This is a genomic window from Paraburkholderia acidicola (genome assembly GCF_002362315.1).
GTDB lineage: Bacteria > Pseudomonadota > Gammaproteobacteria > Burkholderiales > Burkholderiaceae > Paraburkholderia > Paraburkholderia acidicola.
This window is the reverse complement of sequence record NZ_MTZV01000004.1, coordinates 303,795-323,623: the sequence shown is the minus strand read 5'-3', so window position 1 is coordinate 323,623 and position 19,829 is coordinate 303,795. Positions and strand designations below refer to the sequence as shown.

At 62.7% G+C, this 19,829-nt stretch carries 19 protein-coding genes; 5 read left to right on the top strand and 14 right to left on the bottom strand.

Annotated elements, in window-relative coordinates; all coding sequences use genetic code 11:
* The first annotated feature begins 107 nt into the window (after positions 1–107).
* The 3 genes from waaC to waaA all read left to right on the top strand — a co-directional run bounded on the left by waaC (position 108) and on the right by waaA (position 3,427).
* The gene (waaC, locus tag BWP39_RS11715; protein WP_096720302.1) at positions 108–1,109 is read left to right on the top strand and encodes a lipopolysaccharide heptosyltransferase I; all 1,002 of its coding nucleotides are present in this window, start codon (positions 108–110) and stop codon (positions 1,107–1,109) included.
* A gap of 58 nt (positions 1,110–1,167) precedes the next feature.
* Complete coding sequence (locus BWP39_RS11710; RefSeq protein ID WP_096720300.1) at positions 1,168–2,052, top strand: Kdo hydroxylase family protein; 885 nt, start codon at positions 1,168–1,170, stop codon at positions 2,050–2,052.
* A gap of 73 nt (positions 2,053–2,125) precedes the next feature.
* Positions 2,126–3,427 carry a lipid IV(A) 3-deoxy-D-manno-octulosonic acid transferase gene (gene waaA, locus BWP39_RS11705; RefSeq protein WP_096720298.1) on the top strand — a complete coding sequence of 434 codons (1,302 nt, stop codon included), beginning with the start codon at positions 2,126–2,128 and terminating at the stop codon, positions 3,425–3,427.
* Between the two features lie 53 nt (positions 3,428–3,480).
* On the opposite strand, the gene BWP39_RS11700 is transcribed toward waaA, so the two are convergent.
* Positions 3,481–3,990: a VOC family protein gene (locus BWP39_RS11700; protein WP_096720296.1), complete on the bottom strand. Its 510-nt coding sequence runs from the start codon at positions 3,988–3,990 to the stop codon at positions 3,481–3,483.
* Between the two features lie 73 nt (positions 3,991–4,063).
* Here BWP39_RS11700 and BWP39_RS11695 point away from each other — a divergent pair, with 73 nt between their 5' ends.
* The gene (locus tag BWP39_RS11695) at positions 4,064–5,014 is read left to right on the top strand and encodes a LysR substrate-binding domain-containing protein (RefSeq protein WP_207556761.1); all 951 of its coding nucleotides are present in this window, start codon (positions 4,064–4,066) and stop codon (positions 5,012–5,014) included.
* 27 nt (positions 5,015–5,041) lie between these two features.
* Here the strand turns inward: BWP39_RS11695 and ureG are convergent, their stop codons facing one another.
* From ureG to urtA, 13 genes are all read right to left on the bottom strand, one after another.
* Positions 5,042–5,713, bottom strand: coding sequence for an urease accessory protein UreG (gene ureG / locus BWP39_RS11690; RefSeq protein WP_096720292.1), 672 nt, complete (start codon positions 5,711–5,713; stop codon positions 5,042–5,044).
* A gap of 20 nt (positions 5,714–5,733) precedes the next feature.
* Entirely contained in the window at positions 5,734–6,414 is a 681-nt protein-coding gene (locus tag BWP39_RS11685) for an urease accessory protein UreF (RefSeq protein WP_096720290.1), read from the bottom strand.
* Complete coding sequence (gene ureE / locus BWP39_RS11680; RefSeq protein ID WP_096720288.1) at positions 6,401–7,066, bottom strand: urease accessory protein UreE; 666 nt, start codon at positions 7,064–7,066, stop codon at positions 6,401–6,403. Before ureE ends, BWP39_RS11685 begins: the two co-directional genes overlap by 14 nt.
* A 1-nt stretch (position 7,067) precedes the next feature.
* Positions 7,068–8,774, bottom strand: a complete 1,707-nt coding sequence (ureC, locus tag BWP39_RS11675; protein WP_096720286.1) for an urease subunit alpha — start codon at positions 8,772–8,774, stop codon at positions 7,068–7,070.
* Between the two features lie 71 nt (positions 8,775–8,845).
* Positions 8,846–9,151, bottom strand: coding sequence for an urease subunit beta (locus BWP39_RS11670; RefSeq protein WP_096720284.1), 306 nt, complete (start codon positions 9,149–9,151; stop codon positions 8,846–8,848).
* An 11-nt stretch (positions 9,152–9,162) separates the two neighbouring features.
* Positions 9,163–9,465: an urease subunit gamma gene (gene ureA / locus BWP39_RS11665; protein ID WP_096720282.1), complete on the bottom strand. Its 303-nt coding sequence runs from the start codon at positions 9,463–9,465 to the stop codon at positions 9,163–9,165.
* Between the two features lie 74 nt (positions 9,466–9,539).
* Complete coding sequence (locus BWP39_RS11660) at positions 9,540–10,367, bottom strand: transporter substrate-binding domain-containing protein (protein ID WP_096720280.1); 828 nt, start codon at positions 10,365–10,367, stop codon at positions 9,540–9,542.
* A 300-nt stretch (positions 10,368–10,667) separates the two neighbouring features.
* A complete protein-coding gene (locus BWP39_RS11655; RefSeq protein ID WP_096720278.1) occupies positions 10,668–11,549 on the bottom strand; it encodes an urease accessory protein UreD in 882 nt (293 codons plus the stop codon).
* A 189-nt stretch (positions 11,550–11,738) separates the two neighbouring features.
* A complete protein-coding gene (urtE, locus tag BWP39_RS11650; protein ID WP_096720276.1) occupies positions 11,739–12,431 on the bottom strand; it encodes an urea ABC transporter ATP-binding subunit UrtE in 693 nt (230 codons plus the stop codon).
* Between the two features lie 602 nt (positions 12,432–13,033).
* A complete protein-coding gene (gene urtD / locus BWP39_RS11645; protein ID WP_096720274.1) occupies positions 13,034–13,897 on the bottom strand; it encodes an urea ABC transporter ATP-binding protein UrtD in 864 nt (287 codons plus the stop codon).
* On the bottom strand, positions 13,894–15,090 hold the full coding sequence (urtC, locus tag BWP39_RS11640; RefSeq protein WP_096720272.1) for an urea ABC transporter permease subunit UrtC: 1,197 nt from the start codon (positions 15,088–15,090) through the stop codon (positions 13,894–13,896). The genes urtD and urtC overlap by 4 nt, the downstream gene beginning before the upstream one ends.
* A gap of 1 nt (position 15,091) precedes the next feature.
* Entirely contained in the window at positions 15,092–16,717 is a 1,626-nt protein-coding gene (gene urtB, locus BWP39_RS11635) for an urea ABC transporter permease subunit UrtB (RefSeq protein WP_096720270.1), read from the bottom strand.
* 77 nt (positions 16,718–16,794) lie between these two features.
* Entirely contained in the window at positions 16,795–18,093 is a 1,299-nt protein-coding gene (gene urtA, locus BWP39_RS11630) for an urea ABC transporter substrate-binding protein (RefSeq protein WP_096720268.1), read from the bottom strand.
* Between the two features lie 397 nt (positions 18,094–18,490).
* Here urtA and BWP39_RS11620 point away from each other — a divergent pair, with 397 nt between their 5' ends.
* On the top strand, positions 18,491–19,828 hold the full coding sequence (locus BWP39_RS11620; RefSeq protein WP_096720264.1) for an aspartate aminotransferase family protein: 1,338 nt from the start codon (positions 18,491–18,493) through the stop codon (positions 19,826–19,828).
* Position 19,829: the final 1 nt, after the last annotated feature.

Below are 19,829 nucleotides of genomic sequence, written 5' to 3'. Positions count from 1 at the left end.
CCCGGCGCCGCGTTTTTTATGCGTTTTATGCAAGGCAGATGCTTGCGGCGCGCTAAAATTGCCGTCCTTTCAACGCATCTTCGGGCCGGATTGCCGGCGTTCCACTCTTGAGCGTGCAAAAGATACTGATCGTAAGGGTGTCGTCGCTCGGCGACGTCGTGCATAACATGCCCGTCATCGCCGACATTCGCCGGCGGCATCCCGATGTGCAGATCGACTGGCTGGTCGAAGAGAGCTTCGTCTCGCTGGTGCAGCTCGTCGACGGCGTGCACCGCGCGATTCCGGTATCGCTGCGGCGCTGGCGCAAACGGCTGTTTTCGCTGGCCAACTGGCGCGAGATCCGCGCGTTCCGGCGTGCGCTCGCTGCGGAGCACTACGATCTCGTGATCGACTGCCAGGGGCTCATCAAGACCGCGTGGGTCGCAGGTATGGCGCGCGGGCCGGTGGTCGGCCTCGGTAACCGTACCGACGGCGCGGGCTACGAATGGCCGGTGCGTTTCTTTTACAGCAAGCGTGTGCCGATCGCGCCGCGCACGCATGTGGTTGAGCGAACCCGGCAACTGGTCGCGGCCGCACTCGGCGACCCGCCCCCCCAACCCACCGACGATATCGATTTCGGCATCGACACACGCCGTGCCGCGCTCGCGCTCAGCGAAGCCGGGCTGAACCTGCCGGTGCCGTACGTCGTATTCGTCCACGCAACGTCCCGCGCCGACAAGCAATGGCCCGACGCCGCGTGGATCGAACTGGGCCAGGCGCTGGTGCGACGTGGGGCATCGATCGTGCTGCCGTGGGGCAGCGACGCCGAGCGTGAGACGAGCGAACGGCTCGCCAGGGAGTTCGGCGCGGCTGCGATCGTGCCGCCGCGGCTATCGCTGCCGGCGGTGGTCGGGTTGATCGACGGTGCCGCTGCGACGGTCGGTGTCGACACCGGCCTTGTGCACATTGCCGCCGCACTGAAGCGGCCGACGGTCGAGTTGTACAATTTCGCCACTGCGTGGCGTACCGGCGGCTACTGGTCGCCGAATGTCGTCAATCTCGGCACCGCGGGCCAGCCGCCGACGCTCGATCAGGTGAAGGCGACGCTGTCCGGCTTCGGCCTGCTGTGAACGACATACCGGGCGTTAGCGCTGTACGCAACCGCTGCACCCGTTTTCAAGGGCGACCATGAACGAATCCCAGATCATCGAAGTGGCAACCGGCGACTGGCATGGACACAACCTGTCCGTGCCGCGCGAGACGCTGCTGGCCGGCGTCGAGCGCGGCAAGGTTCTGTATTTTCCGAATCTGTCCTTCGCGATCGAAGGCGGCGAGCAGGCACTGCTCGATCCCGCGCTCGCCGATCCTAAACGCAAGAACATCAGCCTCGAACCGAACGGCGGCGCGCTGCACGGCGTGCTGGGCGACGCGGTGACGCAATCGGCGGTGCGCGCGTTGATCGCGCGTTATCAGATCAATGCGCGCACGCTCGTCGATGGGCTCTTTCCCGAATACGACGGCAAGCTGCGCGTTGCGCCGACCAGCCTGCGCTTGCATCAGGTCGAAACGCGGCAGACGTCGTGGCGCAAGGACGATAGTCGCCTGCACGTCGATGCATTTCCTTCGCGGCCGAATTACGGTGAACGCATCCTGCGTGTCTTCACGAACGTGAATCCGCAGGGCGCGCCGCGTGTGTGGCGTGTCGGTGAGCCGTTCGAAGATATGGCGCAGCGCTTCCTGCCGCGCATCAAGCCGCAGATGCCGGGCTCCGCGTGGCTGCTGAAGCTCTTGCACGTCACCAAGTCGCGCCGCAGTGAATACGATCATCTGATGTTGAATCTGCACGACGGCATGAAAGCCGACCTCGAGTATCAGAGGGTCTCGCCGCAGGAAACCATGCCGTTTCCGCCGGGTTGCGTGTGGGTCTGCTTTTCGGATCAAACCTCGCACGCGGTGATGTCGGGGCAGTTCATGCTTGAGCAAACCTTCTTTCTGCCAGTCAAGGCGATGGCGCAGCCCGAATGCGCGCCGCTCGGCATACTCGAACGTCTGCAGGGTAGGGCTCTCGTTTGAGCGCCGCCGCTCGCGCGAGCCGCGCTTCTTCTGTCTTCGGTCTTCTGTCTGCATGCCTCCGCACGGAGCGCACATGCTAAGGCCGATCTATAACGCGCTGTGGTGGATCGTTGCGCCGCTTGCGGTGCTGCGTTTGCTGATTCGCTCGCGTCGCGAGCGCGGTTATCGCGAGCATATCGGTGAGCGCTTTGGCTATGCGCCTGGACGTTTGCCGGAAGACGATGCGCCGTTGATCTGGGTGCATGCGGTATCGGTGGGCGAGACGCGCGCTGCGCAACCGCTGATCGATGCGTTGCTGCAAGCGCGCCCCGACGCGCGCATCCTTCTCACACACATGACACCGAGTGGCCGCGCTACCGGCGAACAGATCTTCGGTGACCGCGTGCTGCGTAGCTTTCTGCCATACGACATGCCGGGTGCGATCCGGCGCTTCCTGCGCACGTGGCGTCCGTCGCTCGGTCTTGTGATGGAGACCGAGGTGTGGCCCGCGCTGATCGATGAGTGCCGGCGTGCCGATGTGCCGCTCGTGCTGACCAATGCGCGCATGTCTGCCCGTTCGTATCGGCGCGCGGCGAAGTTTGGCCGTGCGACGCGTGAGGTGTTCGGTGGTTTTTCTCGCGTGCTTGCGCAGAGCCCGTCGGATGCGGAGCGGCTCACCGCGCTCGGTGCGCGCAACGTCGCGGTGCTCGGTAACCTGAAGTTCGATATGGCGGCGCCGCCGGAACTCGCAGTGCGCGGCCGTGCGTGGCGCGCGGCGATCGGCACGCGGCCGGTGTGGGTCGCGGCGAGCACGCGCGAAGGTGAAGAGGAACTGGTGCTGCAGGCATTCGCCGCGCTCGCGGTGGAAGACGCGCTGCTGATTCTCGTGCCGCGTCATCCGCAGCGCTTCGATGAAGTGGCGGCGCTGGTCGCGAAGAAGGGGTTGCGCTGCGAGCGTCGTTCGGCGTGGGCGCCGGACAGCGCAGTGATGGCTGGACGTACGCCAGGCAGTTCGTTGCCCGCCGATGTGACGGTGCTGCTCGGCGACTCGATGGGTGAGCTGGCTGCTTACTATGCAGCGTCGGATCTCGCGTTTATCGGTGGAAGTCTGCTGCCGCTCGGTGGGCAGAATCTGATCGAAGCGTGCGCGGTCGGCGTGCCGGTGTTGATCGGCCCGCACGTGTTCAACTTCACGCAGGCCACTGCGGATGCAGTGGCAGTCGGTGCGGCCGTGCAGGTGCAAGACCCCGCCGATCTCGCACGCGTGTTGCGCGAGCTGTTCGTCGACCGGCCGCGTCGTACCGCGATGGGCGCAGCGGCATCGGCGTTCGCTGCGCGCCACCGTGGCGCGACTGCGCGTACGGTCGATGTGCTGACTACGCTGCTGCCGGAATAAACCCGGCTCGATCGGTGCTCAGCACGAGCCCGGTCGATGCAGGCCAACGTGCGCTACAGTGCGACAGGCTCGCGATTCAGCGCGCCTTCAATATCGTTTTCCCAAGCCGAGCGCGGCAACTCGAATACGAGTTCCACAATATTCGAATCAGGGTCCCGAAGATGCACGCTATACGTCACGCCGCGTTTAATCCTGCGTGAAAGTGCGATGTCGTTCACTGTCAGAAATTCAATCTGTCTGGTCCAGGCGTCTAGTGTCGGGTATTCGATAGCGAAATGATCGAGGGTACTGCCGCCATGGTGATCCCAGTCCTCTGCCTGCTGTTCCAGTGCAAGATCGTGGTGGTGCAGTTTCTGGTCACGCCTGCCGCTGTAAAACCGGGTTGGGGGTAGACCACCGGGGTCTGGCTTGCTCGATGACCCTACGTGCACAAAGCCGAGCAGGCCGGCATAAAAGCGATGGGACGCTTCGATATCCCTCACCGCCAGCACGATGTGATTGATGCCGCATGGGGTTTGCGGCCGCTGATCCGAATGGGTTTTGCTAGTCATGATTTCCGGCATACCTCTGCTCCATGAGTGCAACTGAATGTTGAACGATCATCTATGCGTCGAGCGTAACCGGTAGTCGCAAGCGATGAAATCAATCGATTCAGGCCCTGGTGGTCACGTATACTTACCAGCCATGACGCGGATGCCCCTCAATCTCCTGCCAGCTTTCGTCGCCGTGGCCGAGCTACAAAACGTGCGAGCCGCGGCCGAAAGGCTGCACCTGACGCACAGTGCCTTGAGCCAGCAGATCGCTACGCTGGAGGCCCGGCTTGGGTTTCAGTTATTCGATCGACATGCGCGCCGCCTGGTGTTGAACCCGGCGGGCGAGGCACTGCTGAAAAAGGTCGTGCCCGCGCTGGACATCATTCACGAGGGGATCGCGGACGCGACCAGGGCATCGTCCGCAGCTGAGACGCATTTGCGGATTGCGATGTCGCCCACTTTTGCCAATCGCTGGTTTTTGCCGCGCATCGAGCGTTGGCGTAGCCGATATCCGCGCATTACGCTTGATATCGATGCCAGCCAGCGTGCAGTCGATATCGCGCGGGAAGGCTTTCATGCGGGTATCCGCAACGCTGCCGGGCCGTGGCCCGGTTTGACCGGCGAGCCGTTGTATGACGAACCCACGAAGCTGGTAGTCGTTGCCTCGCCGGAAACAGCCGCTCTTCTGGCGCGACAGCCCGCGGATGCGCTCACGCAAGCTGCCTTGCTCGGTGATCGTGAGTTATGGCGGTGCTGGTTCTCGGCCGCGGGACTGATTGCGCAGCCGGAGCCGGTCATGGCATTCAACGACATTGGACTGATGTTGCAGGCCGCCGAACAGGGCTTGGGGCTCGCACTCGCCCGAGTGCTCTATGTCAGCGATGCACTCGATGCGGGTCGGCTGGTGAAGATATCGTCTGTTTCGATTACGCACGAACTCGCTTTGCCGCACAGCATGGTCTATCCGGCCAACCTTGAAGATTGGTCTGCGCTGCAGGCATTCCGGGAATGGATCAAGGCCGAACTTCGCGAGACCTTACGGCAACCCATGTAAGGCCCGGAGGTTCATCCTCGCGTGCACTCATTGCGAACTGAGCAACCCCTTCTTCTCGATGAACGCGACCACCTGAGCGAGCCCGTCGAGCGACTTCAGATTGCTCATCACGAACGGCCGCTCGCCGCGCATCTTCTTCGCATCCGACGCCATGATGTCGAGATTCGCGCCGACCATCGGTGCGAGATCGGTCTTGTTGATCACGAGCAGGTCCGACTTCGTGATGCCCGGTCCGCCCTTGCGCGGAATCTTCTCGCCGCCCGCGACGTCGATCACATAGATTGTCAGATCGGACAGTTCCGGGCTGAAGGTCGCCGCGAGATTGTCGCCACCCGATTCGATAAACACGATGTCCGCATCGGGGAAACGCGTGAGCATGCGGTCGACGGCTTCGAGATTGATCGATGCGTCTTCGCGGATCGCCGTGTGCGGGCAACCGCCTGTCTCGACGCCCATGATCCGCTCGGCGGGCAGCGCGCCGGCTACCGTCAGCAGGCGCTGGTCTTCCTTCGTGTAGATGTCGTTGGTGATTGCGACGAGGTCGTAGCGCTCGCGCATGGCCTTGCACAGCATTTCCAGCAGAGTGGTTTTCCCGGAGCCAACTGGACCGCCGACGCCGACGCGTAGCGGCGGTAGTTTCTTCGTGCGGCGGGTGGCGTGAGGAGTGTGAGACGTGTGAGTTGCCTGAGGCGTATTCATATTCGATGAACCTGCAATGCTTAAGAGCGGAAGAGCCGCGAATACTGCGACTCGTGGCGCGCCGAGAGGATACCGAGTTGTGGCGCGAACGTATTGATGTCGTCGGGAGCGGTGGCGAGTGCGCGTGCGACGGCGTCGTCGATCGCCTCGCGCAGCGCGACGATGATCCGCTGCCCGGCGACCTGGCCGAGCGGCACGGCCTTCAGCGCGGCGGCCGCCTGATTCTCGACCCAGCTAAACGCATAAGCGGCGAGCGTTGCATCGGGCGCGGCGTTCTGCGTGAATGCCGCGAACGCAAACGCGGTGGGCTGTGCGATCGGTATCAACCGATCGAGCGCCGCACGGCGCGCAGCGTCGCCCCATTCGAGCGATGTGCAGAGCTGCCGCAGCGACCAGCCCATCTGTTCGGTCTCGCGACGCAGTTCCGCCGATTCGCGGCTCGCAAGGAAGTCGCTGTTGGCGACAGCGAGTCCGGCTTCGTCATGCGTGCGCCAGCGTTCCATCTGATGCGCGAGGAACGGCAATTCACCGCGCGCGAGCACGTCGCGTAGCCCGCTCGCGATCCAGTCGCGTGCGGTGTCGGCATCGACTACGTGTTGTGCCTCGATCGCTGCTTCGAGTCCCTGCGAATAACTGAACGCGCCGATCGGCAGCGCGGGCGACGCGAGATGCAGCAGCGCAGTGAGTTCAGCGATGCGCATGGTGCGAGTGGTGGCCGTGGCTATGACCGGGGCCGTCGCCATGCGCGTGATCGTGGCAATGGTCGTGATCGTGGTCGTCCGCGGCGGCGTGATCGTGTGGATGATCATGCGCGTGGTCATGATCATGCGCATGACCGTGATGCTCGCCGTACACCTGCTGCGCAAGTGCGTAATCTTCGGCGAAGCTCTCGTCGTGACCATGCCGATGACCGCCGCCATACGCGCCAGCTTCCGGCTGGAACGGCAGCGTCGCATGCTCGACCTGTGCGCCGAGCCGCCGCAGCATGTCTTCGAGTACCGGGTCGGCTTCGAGCGTCAGTGCATCGAGGGCGACTTCGACCGGCGTGTGGCGGTTGCCGAGGTGATAGGCGGCGCGCGTCAGCGTAATACGGTCAGTAGCGGTGACGCGCAGCACCGCCTGCGGCGCGGCGATGACACGTACAAGGCCGCCGTCCTGAGCAACCAGCACATCGCCGTCGCACAAAATCGTCCCACGTGGCAGCAGCACCGCTGCCTCGTCGCCGTTATCCAGCGTAGCGGCCAGCCGGCTCTTGCAGCGTTCGTCGTAGGCGAGCGTCAGCGTCGGCGCGCGCTGCACGAGCACAGCGGCGAGCTTGACGTGCGGATCGATGCGTTTATCGAGCGTTCTCATATCAGAAGAGGAAATAGCGTTGTGCCATCGGCAGCACGGTAGCGGGTTCGCAGGTCAGCAACTGGCCGTCCGCAATCACCTGGTAGGTTTCCGGATCGACGCTGATCGACGGCTGCCACGCATTGTGGATCATATGCGCCTTTGTCACCGAACGACAGTTGCGCACCGGCACGATCCGCTTCGCGAGCCCGTAGCGGCCCGCGATGTCCGCGGCGGCGGCCATTTGCGACACGAAAGTTAGCGACGTGCGCGCGAGCGCACCGCCGCGCGTCGCGAACATCTCGCGGTAGTGGACCGGTTGCGGCGTCGGAATCGATGCATTCGGGTCGCCCATCTGCGCAAGCGCGATCATCCCGCCTTTGAGTATCAACGCCGGTTTGATGCCGAAGAACGCCGGTTCCCAGAAGACTAGGTCGGCCCACTTGCCCGGTTCGATCGAACCGACTTCGTGCGCGATGCCGTGTGTGATCGCCGGGTTGATCGTGTACTTCGCGACGTAGCGTTTTGCGCGGAAGTTGTCGTTGCGCGGAGTGTCTTCGGGCAGCGCACCGCGTTGCACCTTCATCTTGTGCGCGGTCTGCCACGTGCGGATGATCACCTCGCCGACACGGCCCATCGCCTGCGAATCCGACGACAGCATCGATAGCGCGCCGAGATCGTGCAGGATGTCCTCGGCGGCGATCGTCTCGCGGCGGATGCGCGATTCGGCGAACGCGATGTCCTCCGCAATCGATGGATCGAGGTGATGGCAAACCATCAACATGTCGAGATGTTCGTCGAGCGTATTGACCGTGTACGGACGTGTCGGATTCGTCGACGACGGCAGCACGTTAGGTTCGCCGCACACCTTGATGATGTCCGGTGCGTGACCGCCGCCCGCGCCCTCCGTGTGATACGTGTGGATCGTGCGACCCTTGAACGCGGCAACGGTGGCCTCGACGAAGCCCGCTTCGTTGAGCGTGTCGGTGTGGATGGCGACTTGCGTATCGGTGGCTTCGGCAACCGACAGGCAATTGTCGATCGCAGCCGGCGTCGTGCCCCAGTCCTCGTGCAGTTTCAGGCCGATCGCGCCGGCGGCGATCTGTTCTTCGGCGGGCTCGGGCAGGCTCACGTTGCCTTTGCCGAGAAAGCCGAGATTCATCGGATAACCGTCGGCGGCCTGCAGCATGCGTTCGAGATGCCAGGGCCCAGGCGTGCAGGTCGTTGCGTTGGTGCCGGTAGCCGGCCCGGTACCGCCACCGATCATCGTCGTCACACCGCTCGCGAGCGCTTCATCGATCTGCTGCGGGCTGATGAAGTGGATGTGCGTATCGATGCCGCCCGCGGTGACGATCTTCCCTTCGCCAGCAATGACCTCGGTAGCCGCGCCAATCGCAATCGTCACACCGGGCTGGATGTCCGGGTTACCCGCCTTGCCGATCCCGACCACCCGACCGCCCTTGATACCGATATCCGCCTTCACGATGCCCCAGTGATCGAGTATCACCGCATTCGTGATGACGGTATCGACGACGTCCGCGGCAACGCGTTGCGACTGACCCATGCCGTCGCGAATGACCTTGCCGCCGCCGAATTTCACTTCCTCGCCGTAGATCGTATAGTCGCGCTCGATTTCGATCAGTAGCTCGGTGTCGGCGAGGCGGACGCGGTCGCCCGTTGTGGGGCCGAACATTTCCGCGTATGCGCGGCGGCCGATGCGTAATGTCATGGTGTGAGTCCGGAGAAAAGCATGAAGATTCGACGACGTGGAGCGAGCGGGGCGAGCGGGGTGTTACCGCCTCACAGCTTGCCCATCACCTTGCCGTTGAAACCGTAGACGACGCGCTCGCCGGCGAGCGCAACGAGTTCGACGGTGCGCGACTGGCCTGGCTCGAAGCGCACGGCGGTGCCGGCCGCGATATTCAGCCGGAAGCCACGTGCGGCCTCGCGATCGAATGCAAGCGCCGGGTTGACCTCGTAGAAGTGATAGTGCGAGCCGACCTGAACGGGCCGGTCGCCGGTGTTCGATACCGTTACCGTGATGGTTGCGCGGCCAACGTTCAGTTCGTGTTCGCCATCGTCGATGAGCAGTTCGCCGGGAATCATGGGGCGCTCCTTTACGGAATCGGATGATGAACGGTGACGAGCTTTGTGCCGTCGGGGAACGTGGCTTCGACCTGGATATCGGGAATCATCTCGGGGATGCCGTCCATGACGTCGTCGCGCGTGAGCAGCGTGGTGCCGTAGTGCATCACCTCGGCGACCGTTTTGCCGTCGCGCGCGGCTTCCATCAGCGCCGCCGAAATGAACGCGATGGCTTCCGGGTAATTGAGCTTCAGGCCGCGCGCGCGGCGCCGCTCGGCGAGCAGGGCGGCGGTGAAGATCAGCAGTTTGTCTTTTTCGCGAGGGGTTAGCTTCATCGGGTCGGGTCAGTCGCAATCTGCGCGGGGAATGGAGGGCGTACTCAAGATAGCAAGCTCGTTTAACGGGACGCTTACAGGCCGGTGGGCAACGCGGCGCCGAACCACTTCTTCGACATCGTGTTCAGCGTGCCGTCCTGCTTCGCCTGCGCGATGGCCGCATCGACTTTCTGCAGCAGACGCGGCTCGTTCTTGTTCAGACCGACGAAGCACGGCGAATTCTTGATCACGAACTTGGGCTCGGGGCGACGCGGTGGATTCTTCGCGAGGATCGCGGCTGCGACGATGTTGCCTGCGGCGATCAGTTGAACCTGACCGGACAGGAACGCGGCAATCGTCGCGTTGTTGTCTTCGAAGCGCTTGATCGTCGCGTTCGGCGCCAATTGCGTCAGGGCGATTTCTTCGAGCGCGCCACGAGTCGCGCCGACGGTCTTGCCGGTCAGATCGGCGGGGCTCGCAACCTTGACGTCGGCGGGACCGAACACGCCCTGGTAGTACGGCGCATAGGCGGTCGAGAAATCGATGACCTTCTCGCGCTCAGGCGTTTTGCCGAGCGACGAGATGACGAGATCGACCTTGTTGGTCTGCAGATACGGAATGCGGTTCGCGCTGTTCACCGGCACGAGTTCGAGCTTCACGTTCAGCGATTTCGCGAGCAACGCGGCCGTATCGATGTCGTAGCCCTGCGGTTTGAGATCGGGACCGACTGCGCCGAACGGCGGATAGTCTTCGGGCACGGCGACTTTCAGCACGCCGGCCTTCGTGATCGAGTCGAGGGCATCGGCGTGGGCGGTGGGCGTGACGAATGTGGTGAGCGCGAAGAGCGGAGCGAGCAGTAGTGAAGCAAGCGAGGCGCGGCGAGTATGGTGTGTCCGGCGGTTGGGCGGTTGATTCAGGTTCATCGACGGGAGGTCTCCAGCGGGCGGATCGCCTGCCGTCGGATGCGGCAGATGCGTGGGGCTGTAACGAGCAAGGCGTATGCCAAGCGAAAGGCGTCGTGGCTCAGCGTTGTCGGGTGGGGCGCTGCGAGTGACGTGCACCGTTCGGATGCGTGATGACGGTGTGGAATGCACTGCGACGGTGCGTTTTGAGGGCTTGGTCCGACGATGGCCCGGGCTACCTTTCGCGGATCGGGTCGAGGGGGTGTTGGCGGATTACGTTAAGGGTTGCTTCAAACGGGTCGGGCGGTCTGGAAGACCCGATCACGTCGACCACAGCCTCAGCGGCACGGCTTCGACGCCATGCACGATAGGCCGTAGCTGCAGCCAGCATTGTGTGAGCGCTTGCTGAAGCGGCTCCATCGATCGCGCGGCCGCACGCACCAGCAATACGTTCGGGCATACGCAGGTTGCGGCCGCGCGAATCGTATCGTCGAAGGGTAGCGTGGCGGTGAGCGATTCGGCGAGCGCATCATCGCAGGCGGGGCCAATTGCCCACAGCGTGCCGTACGCGGTAAAACCATCCAGGCCCTGAGGCGCAGTGCGCAGCGTATCGGCAGCGGTGACACGCGCGCGTTCTAACCAGAGCGTCTCGCCATTGGGGCCGACGATGCGTGCATCGCTGCGCAGCGTGCCTGCGGACCAGTGCTCGCCCGCGGCCTGTCTACCGAGTTGCATCGCATCCCAACCGATCGCGGTGGCGTTCTCGGAGAGCGTGAGCGTGAAGCCGAGTTCCGCGTGAGCGTGTTCGAACACGATGTTGTTCTGCGGCAGCCAGTCCAGTTTCGCGCCGGCGCCGACGCGGATATCGATGTGCTGCTGCGCGACGCGTCCGTTCGACTTGTACCACTTGGTCGCGCCGGGTGTCGCGAGCACGGCGTGGGTACCGGCGGCTAGTACGATATCGATGTCGAGCCGATCGCCGCCGGCCACCCCGCCTGGCGGATGAACGATCACCGCATGACAAACCGAATCGCCTTCGGGATAGAGCGGCCGTTGCACGCGCAACGGACCGCGATGCAACCGATGTGTCAGTGCCGTGCGTGCCTGCTGCAACGTAAAACCGAGCTCAAGCCGCGCGCGCCATTCGGCGTGCGGGACGGAGTGCGCGGGATGCAGCGTGGCGTGAGGTTCGTGCAGCGACATGCGGATCGAGGAGGAGGGATACAGCGATGCGCCGAGAATAGCACGCGTGTGTGGGCTGGCGACGGCTGGCCGGGGAAAGGAGTGTGTCGTATCGGAATGCGTGCGGCGACGTGCACCAACGATGCAACATCAGCGACGCAACATCAACGGCACAACTTCAACGGCGCAGCGTCCGCATCGCGACGAGACTCAGACCGCGATGAGTTCACGCACGCCATCGGCGTCCATATTTTTCCCTTCGCCGCCCGCGACGATTTCGCCGCGACTCATCACCCAGTATTGATCGGCGATCGCTTTAGCGAAGTCGTAGTACTGCTCGACGAGGAGGACGGTGAGCCCCATTTCCTCGACGAGTTGCCGCAGGGTGCGCCCGATGTCCTGGATGATGGACGGCTGAATACCTTCGGTGGGCTCATCGAGAATCAGTAGTTGGGGCTCGCTCATCAGCGCGCGCCCAATGGCGAGTTGTTGCTGCTGCCCGCCGGACAGATCACCGCCGCGTCGCGAGCGCATGTCCTTGAGTACGGGAAAGAGCTCATAGATACGCTCGGGAATTCTCGAAGGAGCCTTCCGACTAGCGGCTCCGACCAACAGATTTTCCTCGACGGTAAGCCGCGGAAAGATGTCCCGTCCTTGCGGCACATAGGCGAGCCCTTGCGACACACGCGCATGCGGCGGCAACTTGGCAAGCGACGCACCGCGCCAGGCGATCGACCCGCTGCGAGCGTTGACGACCCCCATGAGACAGCGCAACAGCGTGGTCTTACCGACACCGTTGCGCCCAAGCAGGACGGTCAGCTTGCCATCGGGAACGGAGAGCTTCACATCACGAAGAATGTGGCTCCCACCGTAGTATTGATTCAAACCTTCGACTTCAAGCATGACAGTCCTTTACACAAGCGAAAACCAGACACCCAACCAAAGACGAGTGGAGCAATACCGACAGACAGCAACGACAGACAACAGCGACAGACAACAGCGACAGACAACAGCGACAGACAACAGCGACAGACAACAGCGACAGACAACAGCGACAGACAACAGCGACAGACAACAGCGACAGACAACAAGCGATGGATCTCAAAGACACTGAACGACCCAGCCGCGACACACGAAGTGTGGAGTGGGATGAATGACTGCTGTGTCACTACCGTTGAGAGTGCGAGGGATGATCTCGTCTCGGACCACTACCGTTTCAATGCGAGGGCGACACTTAGGTGCGGGCCACTCCGGCTACACGCGGAAATGACCCGCTATCGTCTCGAGCGGCTTTCTTTGCCTTCTTTCTTTGCCGCGGCAAAGAAAGAAGGTGCCGCCCCGCACAGGGGCAACGCTTGCGCCGCGAGGCGCTAAATCAAAGCCGCCTGCCCAGGCAAACAAACCAACCACGAGGCGCTAACAAAAAGCCGCCTGCCCAGGCAAAAACCCCCAACGACGAGCCACAAACAAACAACAAGCCGCCACCCAAGGCAAAAAAAGACCAATCACCTCCCGAGATAAGACTCAATCACAGTCTCGTCACGCTTGACGCTATCCAAAGTTCCATCGGCAAGAACCCGCCCTTCAGCCATAACAGTAACCCTACCGGTATCACCGGCCAAAGCAGCAACAAACTCCATATCATGCTCAACAACCATCATCGAACAAGACCCGCGTAAGCGATTCAACAGCAAAGCCAACTCCATAGTCTCGTCATCAGTCATGCCAGCCGCAGGCTCATCAAGCAACAACAAGGCAGGGCGTTGCATCAACAACATGCCAATTTCAAGCCGCTGCTTTTGCCCATGCGACAACTCACCGGCCAACCGAAGCGCCTCACTTTCCAGGCGAATCACAGCAAGCGTCTCCTCAATCAACGCTTGCGCAGAACGATCAAGCCGCGCCCGCAGAGAAGCCCACCACCCCTTATCCGTCTTCATAGCCAGTTCGAGATTCTCCCAAACCGGATGCTGCTCAAAGACGGTAGGCTTCTGAAACTTCCTCCCGATCCCAGCACGTGCAATAGAAGGCTCATTCATCCGTGTCAGATCGATCGTCTGCCCAAGAAAGACCTTGCCAGAATCCGGCGAAGTCTTCCCGGTAATCACATCCATCATCGTGGTCTTGCCTGCACCATTCGGCCCAATGATGCAACGCAATTCCCCCACATCGATCGACAGCGACAGCGCGTTAAGCGCACGAAACCCATCGAAACTAACAGTCACGTCCTCGAGATACAGAATCGTGCCGTGCGACACATCGATCTCACCGGGCACGACCGCGTGACCCATTCCGGCCACACCGCTCAACGACCGCTCGGCGGGTTCTTCCGGTAGATCGAGACCAACCACCAACGGGTTCTGAATCATGAGCGATTCCTCCTGCGCGTCACGAGTTCGATTAACCCCATGATGCCGTTCGGCAGCAAGAGCGGCACCAGCACGAAGATCAGCCCCAGAAAAAACAACCAGTACTCAGGAAAATTCGCCGTAAAAAAGCTCTTCGCACCGTTCACCGCGAACGCACCGATGATCGGCCCGATCAACGTACCGCGCCCGCCCACCGCGACCCAGATCGCCATTTCGATTGAATTACCCGGCGACATCTCACCGGGGTTGATGATGCCAACCTGCGGCACATACAGCGCGCCAGCAATACCACACAGCACCGCCGACACCGTCCACACGAACAGCTTGTAAGCGAGCGGGCTATAGCCGAGAAACATCAACCGGGTTTCGCCATCGCGCACCGCGGTAACGACGCGCCCGAGCTTCGACGTAACGATGGCGCGCGCACCGAGAAACGCGAGCACGAGCACAGCGAAAGTGATCAGCAACAACGCGGTCCGGGTACCTGGATGAGTGACAGGAAAGCCGCCGATGCGCTTGAAGTCGGTGAAGCCGTTGTTTCCGCCAAAGCCCGTTTCGTTGCGATAGAACAGCAACATCGCAGCGAACGTAAGCGCCTGCGTAATGATCGACAGATACACGCCCTTCACACGCGAGCGGAACGTAAAGAACCCGAACACCCACGCGACCACCGCAGGCACCGCGACCACCAGCAACAGCGCATACCAGAGATGGTCGGTGCCTTGCCAGTACCACGGTAGCGCATGCCAGTCGAGGAACACCATGAAGTCAGGCAGATCACTACCGTACTTACCTTCATGCCCGATCGCGCGCATCAGATACATACCGATCGCGTAGCCGCCGAGCGCAAAAAACAGCGCGTGACCCAGACTCAGAATGCCGCAGTAGCCCCACACGAGATCGAGCGCAAGTGCCGCGATCGCGTAGCACATGAACTTGCCACTGAGCGTCATCGCATACGCCGACAGATGAAACGCACTCGATTCCGGCAGTACGAGCGCAGCAAACGGCACACCGAGCCCGATAACGATAATCAGCGCGATCAGCGCAAGCCACGCGCGACGCGACAGCAACGCGGGACGCGGCGGCAGGCCGAGCGCGAAGCCGCTCGGCACCGCACGCGCGGCGGCGGTGGCCGCCGGTAGCGAAGCAGAGGATGAGGAGGCAGAAGCCGACGTAGAGACAGCTGTCATCTCAAGCCTCCGCGCTGCGGCCCTTCAGGGCGAACATGCCTTGAGGACGCTTCTGGATGAACAGCACGATCAGCACGAGCACCGCGATCTTCGCGAGCACGGCGCCCCAGAACGGTTCGATTGCCTTGCTGACGAGCCCGAGCCCGAACCCGCCGAGCACAGTACCGGCCAGTTGCCCGACACCACCCAGCACGACCGCCATGAACGAATCGATGATGTAGCTCTGGCCGAGGTCGGGGCCGACATTGCCGATCTGCGAGAGCGCGCAGCCGCCGAGCCCGGCGATGCCCGCGCCGAATGCAAACGCATACGAATCGACGCGCGCGGTTTTCACACCGACGCACGCGGCCATGCGCCGGTTCTGCGTGACCGCACGCACGAACAACCCGAGCCGCGTCTTCGTCAGCACAGCCCACGCGATACCAACGACGATCAGTGAGAACGCAAGAATAGCGAGGCGGTTGTACGGCAGGATCAGATTCGGCAGCACGGTGACGCCGCCGCTCATCCATGACGGGTTGACGACCTGCACGTTCTGCGCGCCGAAGATCATGCGCGTCGCCTGGATCAGGATCAGGCTCACGCCGAAGGTCGTGAGCAGCGTTTCGAGCGGTCGGCCATACAGATGTTTCAACACGAGCCGCTCCAGCACGATGCCGACAACCGCAGCCGCAACGAACGAAGCAGGCACCGCGAACAGCGGATACCAGTCGAACGAGCCCGGCGCGTGGTGCTGGATAAAGTTCTGCACCGCATAGGTCGCGTAGGCGCCGATCATCAGGAATTCGCCGTGCGCCATATTGATCACACCGATCAGACCATAGGTGATCGCCAGCCCGAGCGCTGCGAGCAGCAACACGCTGCCAAGCGATAGCCCCGCGAACAACGTACCGGCGATCTCGCTGCGGCGCTGGATCGAATCGAGCGCATCGAGACCCTGTTGAGCGACTGTGCGAATGCCCGCGTCGCTCTCCGCAAAACTGCCGTCAGGCTTCTTCGCGACGAGCGGACGCAACAGTTCATACATGTCGAGATCATGGCGCGCCGCGACGAGCTTGACCGCTTCGAGTCGTGTCGCGACATCGGGATTGTGCAGGGCGGTCATCGCCCACAGCGTGTCGAGGCGCTTCTTCAGCGTGGGGTCGGTTTCCTTCGCACGGGCCGCGTCGATCAGCGGCTTCATCGCGGGGTCGGGGTTTTTCAGCAGTGCGCCGATCGCGGCGCGGCGTGCTTCGACGTCAGGTGAGTCGAGTTGCAGGCCCGACAGTGCGCCCGTTACCTTTGAGCGCAGCAGATTGTTCAGCGTGACAGGCTGCGCATCGCCGGCGGCGACGGTCTTGCCGGTCGCGGCATCGTGTGCGGTGTCGCCATCGAGGATCAGCACTTCGCCGCCGTCGGTGGCGAGCGCGTTGTCTTCGGACAGCGCTTTCAGCAACGCAAGCGACGTTGCATCGTGAGTGGCGATCAGCTTGTCGATCGCGGCGGACTTCGCGTCGAAGTCGTCGGCGGCGAGCGGTGCGACATCAGCTGGCGTCAGCGCGAATGCGGCGAGCGGCGCACCGGCGAGTACCGCGACAAGGACAGTGCCGACGGATCGGCGCAGCAGCCCTGAAAAAGGAAACGCCATAGTGGCCTTCGGAAATAAAACAGCACTGCAGTCGGTACGGCATCGCTTCACAAGCCGATGCCGTACCGTCGGTTCACTTACGCAACGCGCGAGCGCCGCAAGAACGCGGGGATCGAACTGACGACATCCGGCTTGCCCGCATTGCCCGCGATATACGGACTCCACGGTTGCGCACGGATCGTCGTCTTGGTGCGCCACACGACATTGAACTGCCCATCGGCGCGTACTTCACCGATCATCACCGGCTTGTGCAGATGGTGGTTACCGTCCATCTCGAGCGTGAAGCCCGACGGTGCTGCTACCTTCTGGCCGATCATCGCGACGCGCACCTTGTCGACGTCGGTGCTCTTCGCTTTCTCGACGGCCTGCTTCCACATGTGGATGCCGACCCACGTCGCTTCCATCGGATCGTTGGTGACGCGCTTCGTACCGCCCGGCAGGTTCTGCGATTTAACCCAGTCGGCCCATTGCTTCTTGAACTTCTCGTTGGTCGGATTGCGCAGCGACATGAAGTAGTTCCATGCGGCGAGGTTGCCGACCAGCGGTTTCGTATCGATGCCGCGCAGCTCTTCTTCGCCAACCGAGAACGCGACGACCGGTACATCGGTTGCCTTCAAACCCTGATTACCGAGTTCCTTGTAGAACGGCACGTTCGAATCGCCGTTCACCGTCGAGATCACGGCCGTCTTACCGCCCTGCGAGAACGTCTTGATGTTCGCGACGATGGTCTGATAGTCGCTGTGACCGAACGGCGTGTAGACCTCCTGGATGTCCGCGTCCTGCACGCCTTTCGACTTCAGGAACGCACGCAGGATCTTGTTCGTCGTGCGCGGATAGACATAGTCGGTGCCGAGCAGGAAGAAGCGCTTCGCACCGCCGCCTTCGGCGCTCATCAGATATTCGGTGGCGGGAATCGCCTGCTGGTTCGGCGCTGCGCCGGTATAGAACACGTTGCGCGACATTTCTTCGCCTTCGTACTGCACCGGGTAGAACAGCAGGCCGTTCAGTTCTTCGAACACCGGCAGCACCGACTTGCGCGACACCGAGGTCCAGCAGCCGAACACGACTGCGCACTTGTCCTGGGTGATCAGCTGACGCGCCTTCTCGGCGAACAGCGGCCAGTTCGACGCCGGGTCGACAACGACCGGTTCGATCTTGCGTCCGAGCACACCGCCGCTCGCGTTGATCTCGGCGATGGTCATCAACGCCGTGTCTTTCAGCGACGTCTCCGAGATCGCCATCGTGCCCGACAGGGAGTGCAGGATGCCGACCTTGATCGGGCCGCTGCCCGACTGCGCGCGCGCGAACGGGCTTTGACCCGCGAGCGCAAGTGCGCCGCTCATGGAGCCGAGCTTCAGCAGACTACGACGTTTCATGTATTTCCCCTTGCCATGGATAGTTGAGTGTTATGGACGTCAGCGACGACCGCGACGGCGGCGGCATGCGTGAAATGTGTAGCGCCGCATGGCTTGCCGGACCGTTACTGCAAGGCATATGCCAGCGTGAGTGGATGGGGTTCAGACGCGCGAGTCGTGCTGCAAGTCGTGCTGTGAAGCGGCTGTGCCCGGCGCGGTTCGATGCGCGCTGGGCGCGAAACTGGTGCAGCGGCGTTTGCGCCGCTTCGTTGCGGCGCGGTGCGCACCGCAACGAAGCGCATGTCAGCCATCGATGGATGGCTGCGGTGCATCGTCGCCGCCCCGTTGTGCACGCGCGTGCGTCTGCCTACACTGGAAGACCGATTCTCGACCCTCGCCACTTCAAGGAGAATGAAACATGACCGAGCGCTCCACGCCTTACGCCAGCACCCCCGATCTGTCCGCATTCTGGATGCCGTTCACCGCCAACCGACAGTTCAAGAGCGCGCCGCGCCTGCTCGTGAGCGCGAAGGGGATGTACTACACGTCGCACGACGGACGGCAGATTCTCGACGGCACGGCGGGGCTGTGGTGCGTCAACGCGGGGCACTGTCGCGACGAGATCGTCGCCGCCGTTCAGGCGCAGGCTGCGGAGATGGACTTCGCACCGACGTTCCAGATGGGCCACCCGAAGGCATTCGAAGCCGCGACGAAGATCGCGAAGCACACGCCCGGCGACCTCAAGCACATCTTCTTCGTGAACTCCGGGTCGGAAGCCGTCGATACCGCGCTGAAAATCGCGCTCGCCTATCACCGCTCGCGAGGCGAAGGACAGCGCACGCGCTTTGTCGGACGCGAGCGCGGGTATCACGGGGTGGGTTTCGGCGGGATTTCGGTGGGCGGTATTGCGCCGAACCGGAAGACGTTTTCAGGCGGCTTGCTGCCCGCGGTCGATCATCTGCCACATACGCTGAATATCAAGGAGGCGGCGTTCTCGAAAGGCCAGCCCGCCTGGGGCGCACATCTGGCGGATGAACTCGAGCGCATCGTCACGCTGCACGATGCATCGACGATCGCGGCGGTGATCGTCGAGCCGGTGGCCGGTTCGACGGGCGTGCTGATTCCGCCGCAGGGCTATCTGCAGCGGCTACGCGAGATCTGCACGAAGCACGGCATTCTGCTGATCTTCGATGAAGTGATCACGGGTTGGGGGCGACTCGGTACGCCGTTCGCCGCGCAGTATTTCGGCGTCACGCCCGATCTGCTGACGATGGCCAAGGGCACCAACAATGCCGCGGCACCGCTAGGTGCGGTTGCCGCGAGCGCGCGGATTCACGATTCGATCGTCGACGGGGCGCCCGCGGGCATCGAACTGTTTCACGGCTATACGTATTCGGGGCACCCAATTGCCGCCGCCGCTGCCTGCGCCACGATCGATCTCTACGAGCGCGAGGGGTTATTCGAACGTGCGGCGCGGATGGCGCCGATCTTCGAGCAGGCAATCCATCGGCTGCGCGGCGAGCGTCATGTCATCGACGTGCGCAACCTTGGGCTCGTGGGTGGCGTGGAACTCGCGCCGCGCGACGGTGCGCCCGGCGCGCGGGCGGCTGAAGTGTTCCTGCGCTGCTATCAGAAGGGCGTGTTGACGCGCTATACCGGCGACATCCTCGCGTTCTCGCCGCCGCTCATCATCGAGGAAGGGCAGATCGATGAAATCTTCCGCACGGTTGCGGAGGTATTGCGCGAGACGGAATGAG

Coding starts and splice junctions, on each gene's coding strand:
- BWP39_RS11710 (WP_096720300.1), top strand. CDS start 1,168: ATGAACGAATCCCAGATCATCGAAGTGGCAACCGGCGACTGGCATGGA.
- BWP39_RS11685 (WP_096720290.1), bottom strand. CDS start 6,414: ATGCGCATCGCTGAACTCACTGCGCTGCTGCATCTCGCGTCGCCCGCG.
- urtB (WP_096720270.1), bottom strand. CDS start 16,717: ATGGCGTTTCCTTTTTCAGGGCTGCTGCGCCGATCCGTCGGCACTGTC.
- ureG (WP_096720292.1), bottom strand. CDS start 5,713: ATGAATACGCCTCAGGCAACTCACACGTCTCACACTCCTCACGCCACC.
- ureA (WP_096720282.1), bottom strand. CDS start 9,465: ATGAAGCTAACCCCTCGCGAAAAAGACAAACTGCTGATCTTCACCGCC.
- urtE (WP_096720276.1), bottom strand. CDS start 12,431: ATGCTTGAAGTCGAAGGTTTGAATCAATACTACGGTGGGAGCCACATT.
- ureC (WP_096720286.1), bottom strand. CDS start 8,774: ATGACATTACGCATCGGCCGCCGCGCATACGCGGAAATGTTCGGCCCC.
- BWP39_RS11660 (WP_096720280.1), bottom strand. CDS start 10,367: ATGAACCTGAATCAACCGCCCAACCGCCGGACACACCATACTCGCCGC.
- urtC (WP_096720272.1), bottom strand. CDS start 15,090: ATGACAGCTGTCTCTACGTCGGCTTCTGCCTCCTCATCCTCTGCTTCG.
- urtA (WP_096720268.1), bottom strand. CDS start 18,093: ATGAAACGTCGTAGTCTGCTGAAGCTCGGCTCCATGAGCGGCGCACTT.
- BWP39_RS11620 (WP_096720264.1), top strand. CDS start 18,491: ATGACCGAGCGCTCCACGCCTTACGCCAGCACCCCCGATCTGTCCGCA.
- BWP39_RS11670 (WP_096720284.1), bottom strand. CDS start 9,151: ATGATTCCCGGCGAACTGCTCATCGACGATGGCGAACACGAACTGAAC.
- BWP39_RS11700 (WP_096720296.1), bottom strand. CDS start 3,990: ATGCCGGAAATCATGACTAGCAAAACCCATTCGGATCAGCGGCCGCAA.
- BWP39_RS11695 (WP_207556761.1), top strand. CDS start 4,064: ATGAAATCAATCGATTCAGGCCCTGGTGGTCACGTATACTTACCAGCC.
- BWP39_RS11655 (WP_096720278.1), bottom strand. CDS start 11,549: ATGTCGCTGCACGAACCTCACGCCACGCTGCATCCCGCGCACTCCGTC.
- urtD (WP_096720274.1), bottom strand. CDS start 13,897: ATGATTCAGAACCCGTTGGTGGTTGGTCTCGATCTACCGGAAGAACCC.
- ureE (WP_096720288.1), bottom strand. CDS start 7,066: ATGAGAACGCTCGATAAACGCATCGATCCGCACGTCAAGCTCGCCGCT.
- waaA (WP_096720298.1), top strand. CDS start 2,126: ATGCTAAGGCCGATCTATAACGCGCTGTGGTGGATCGTTGCGCCGCTT.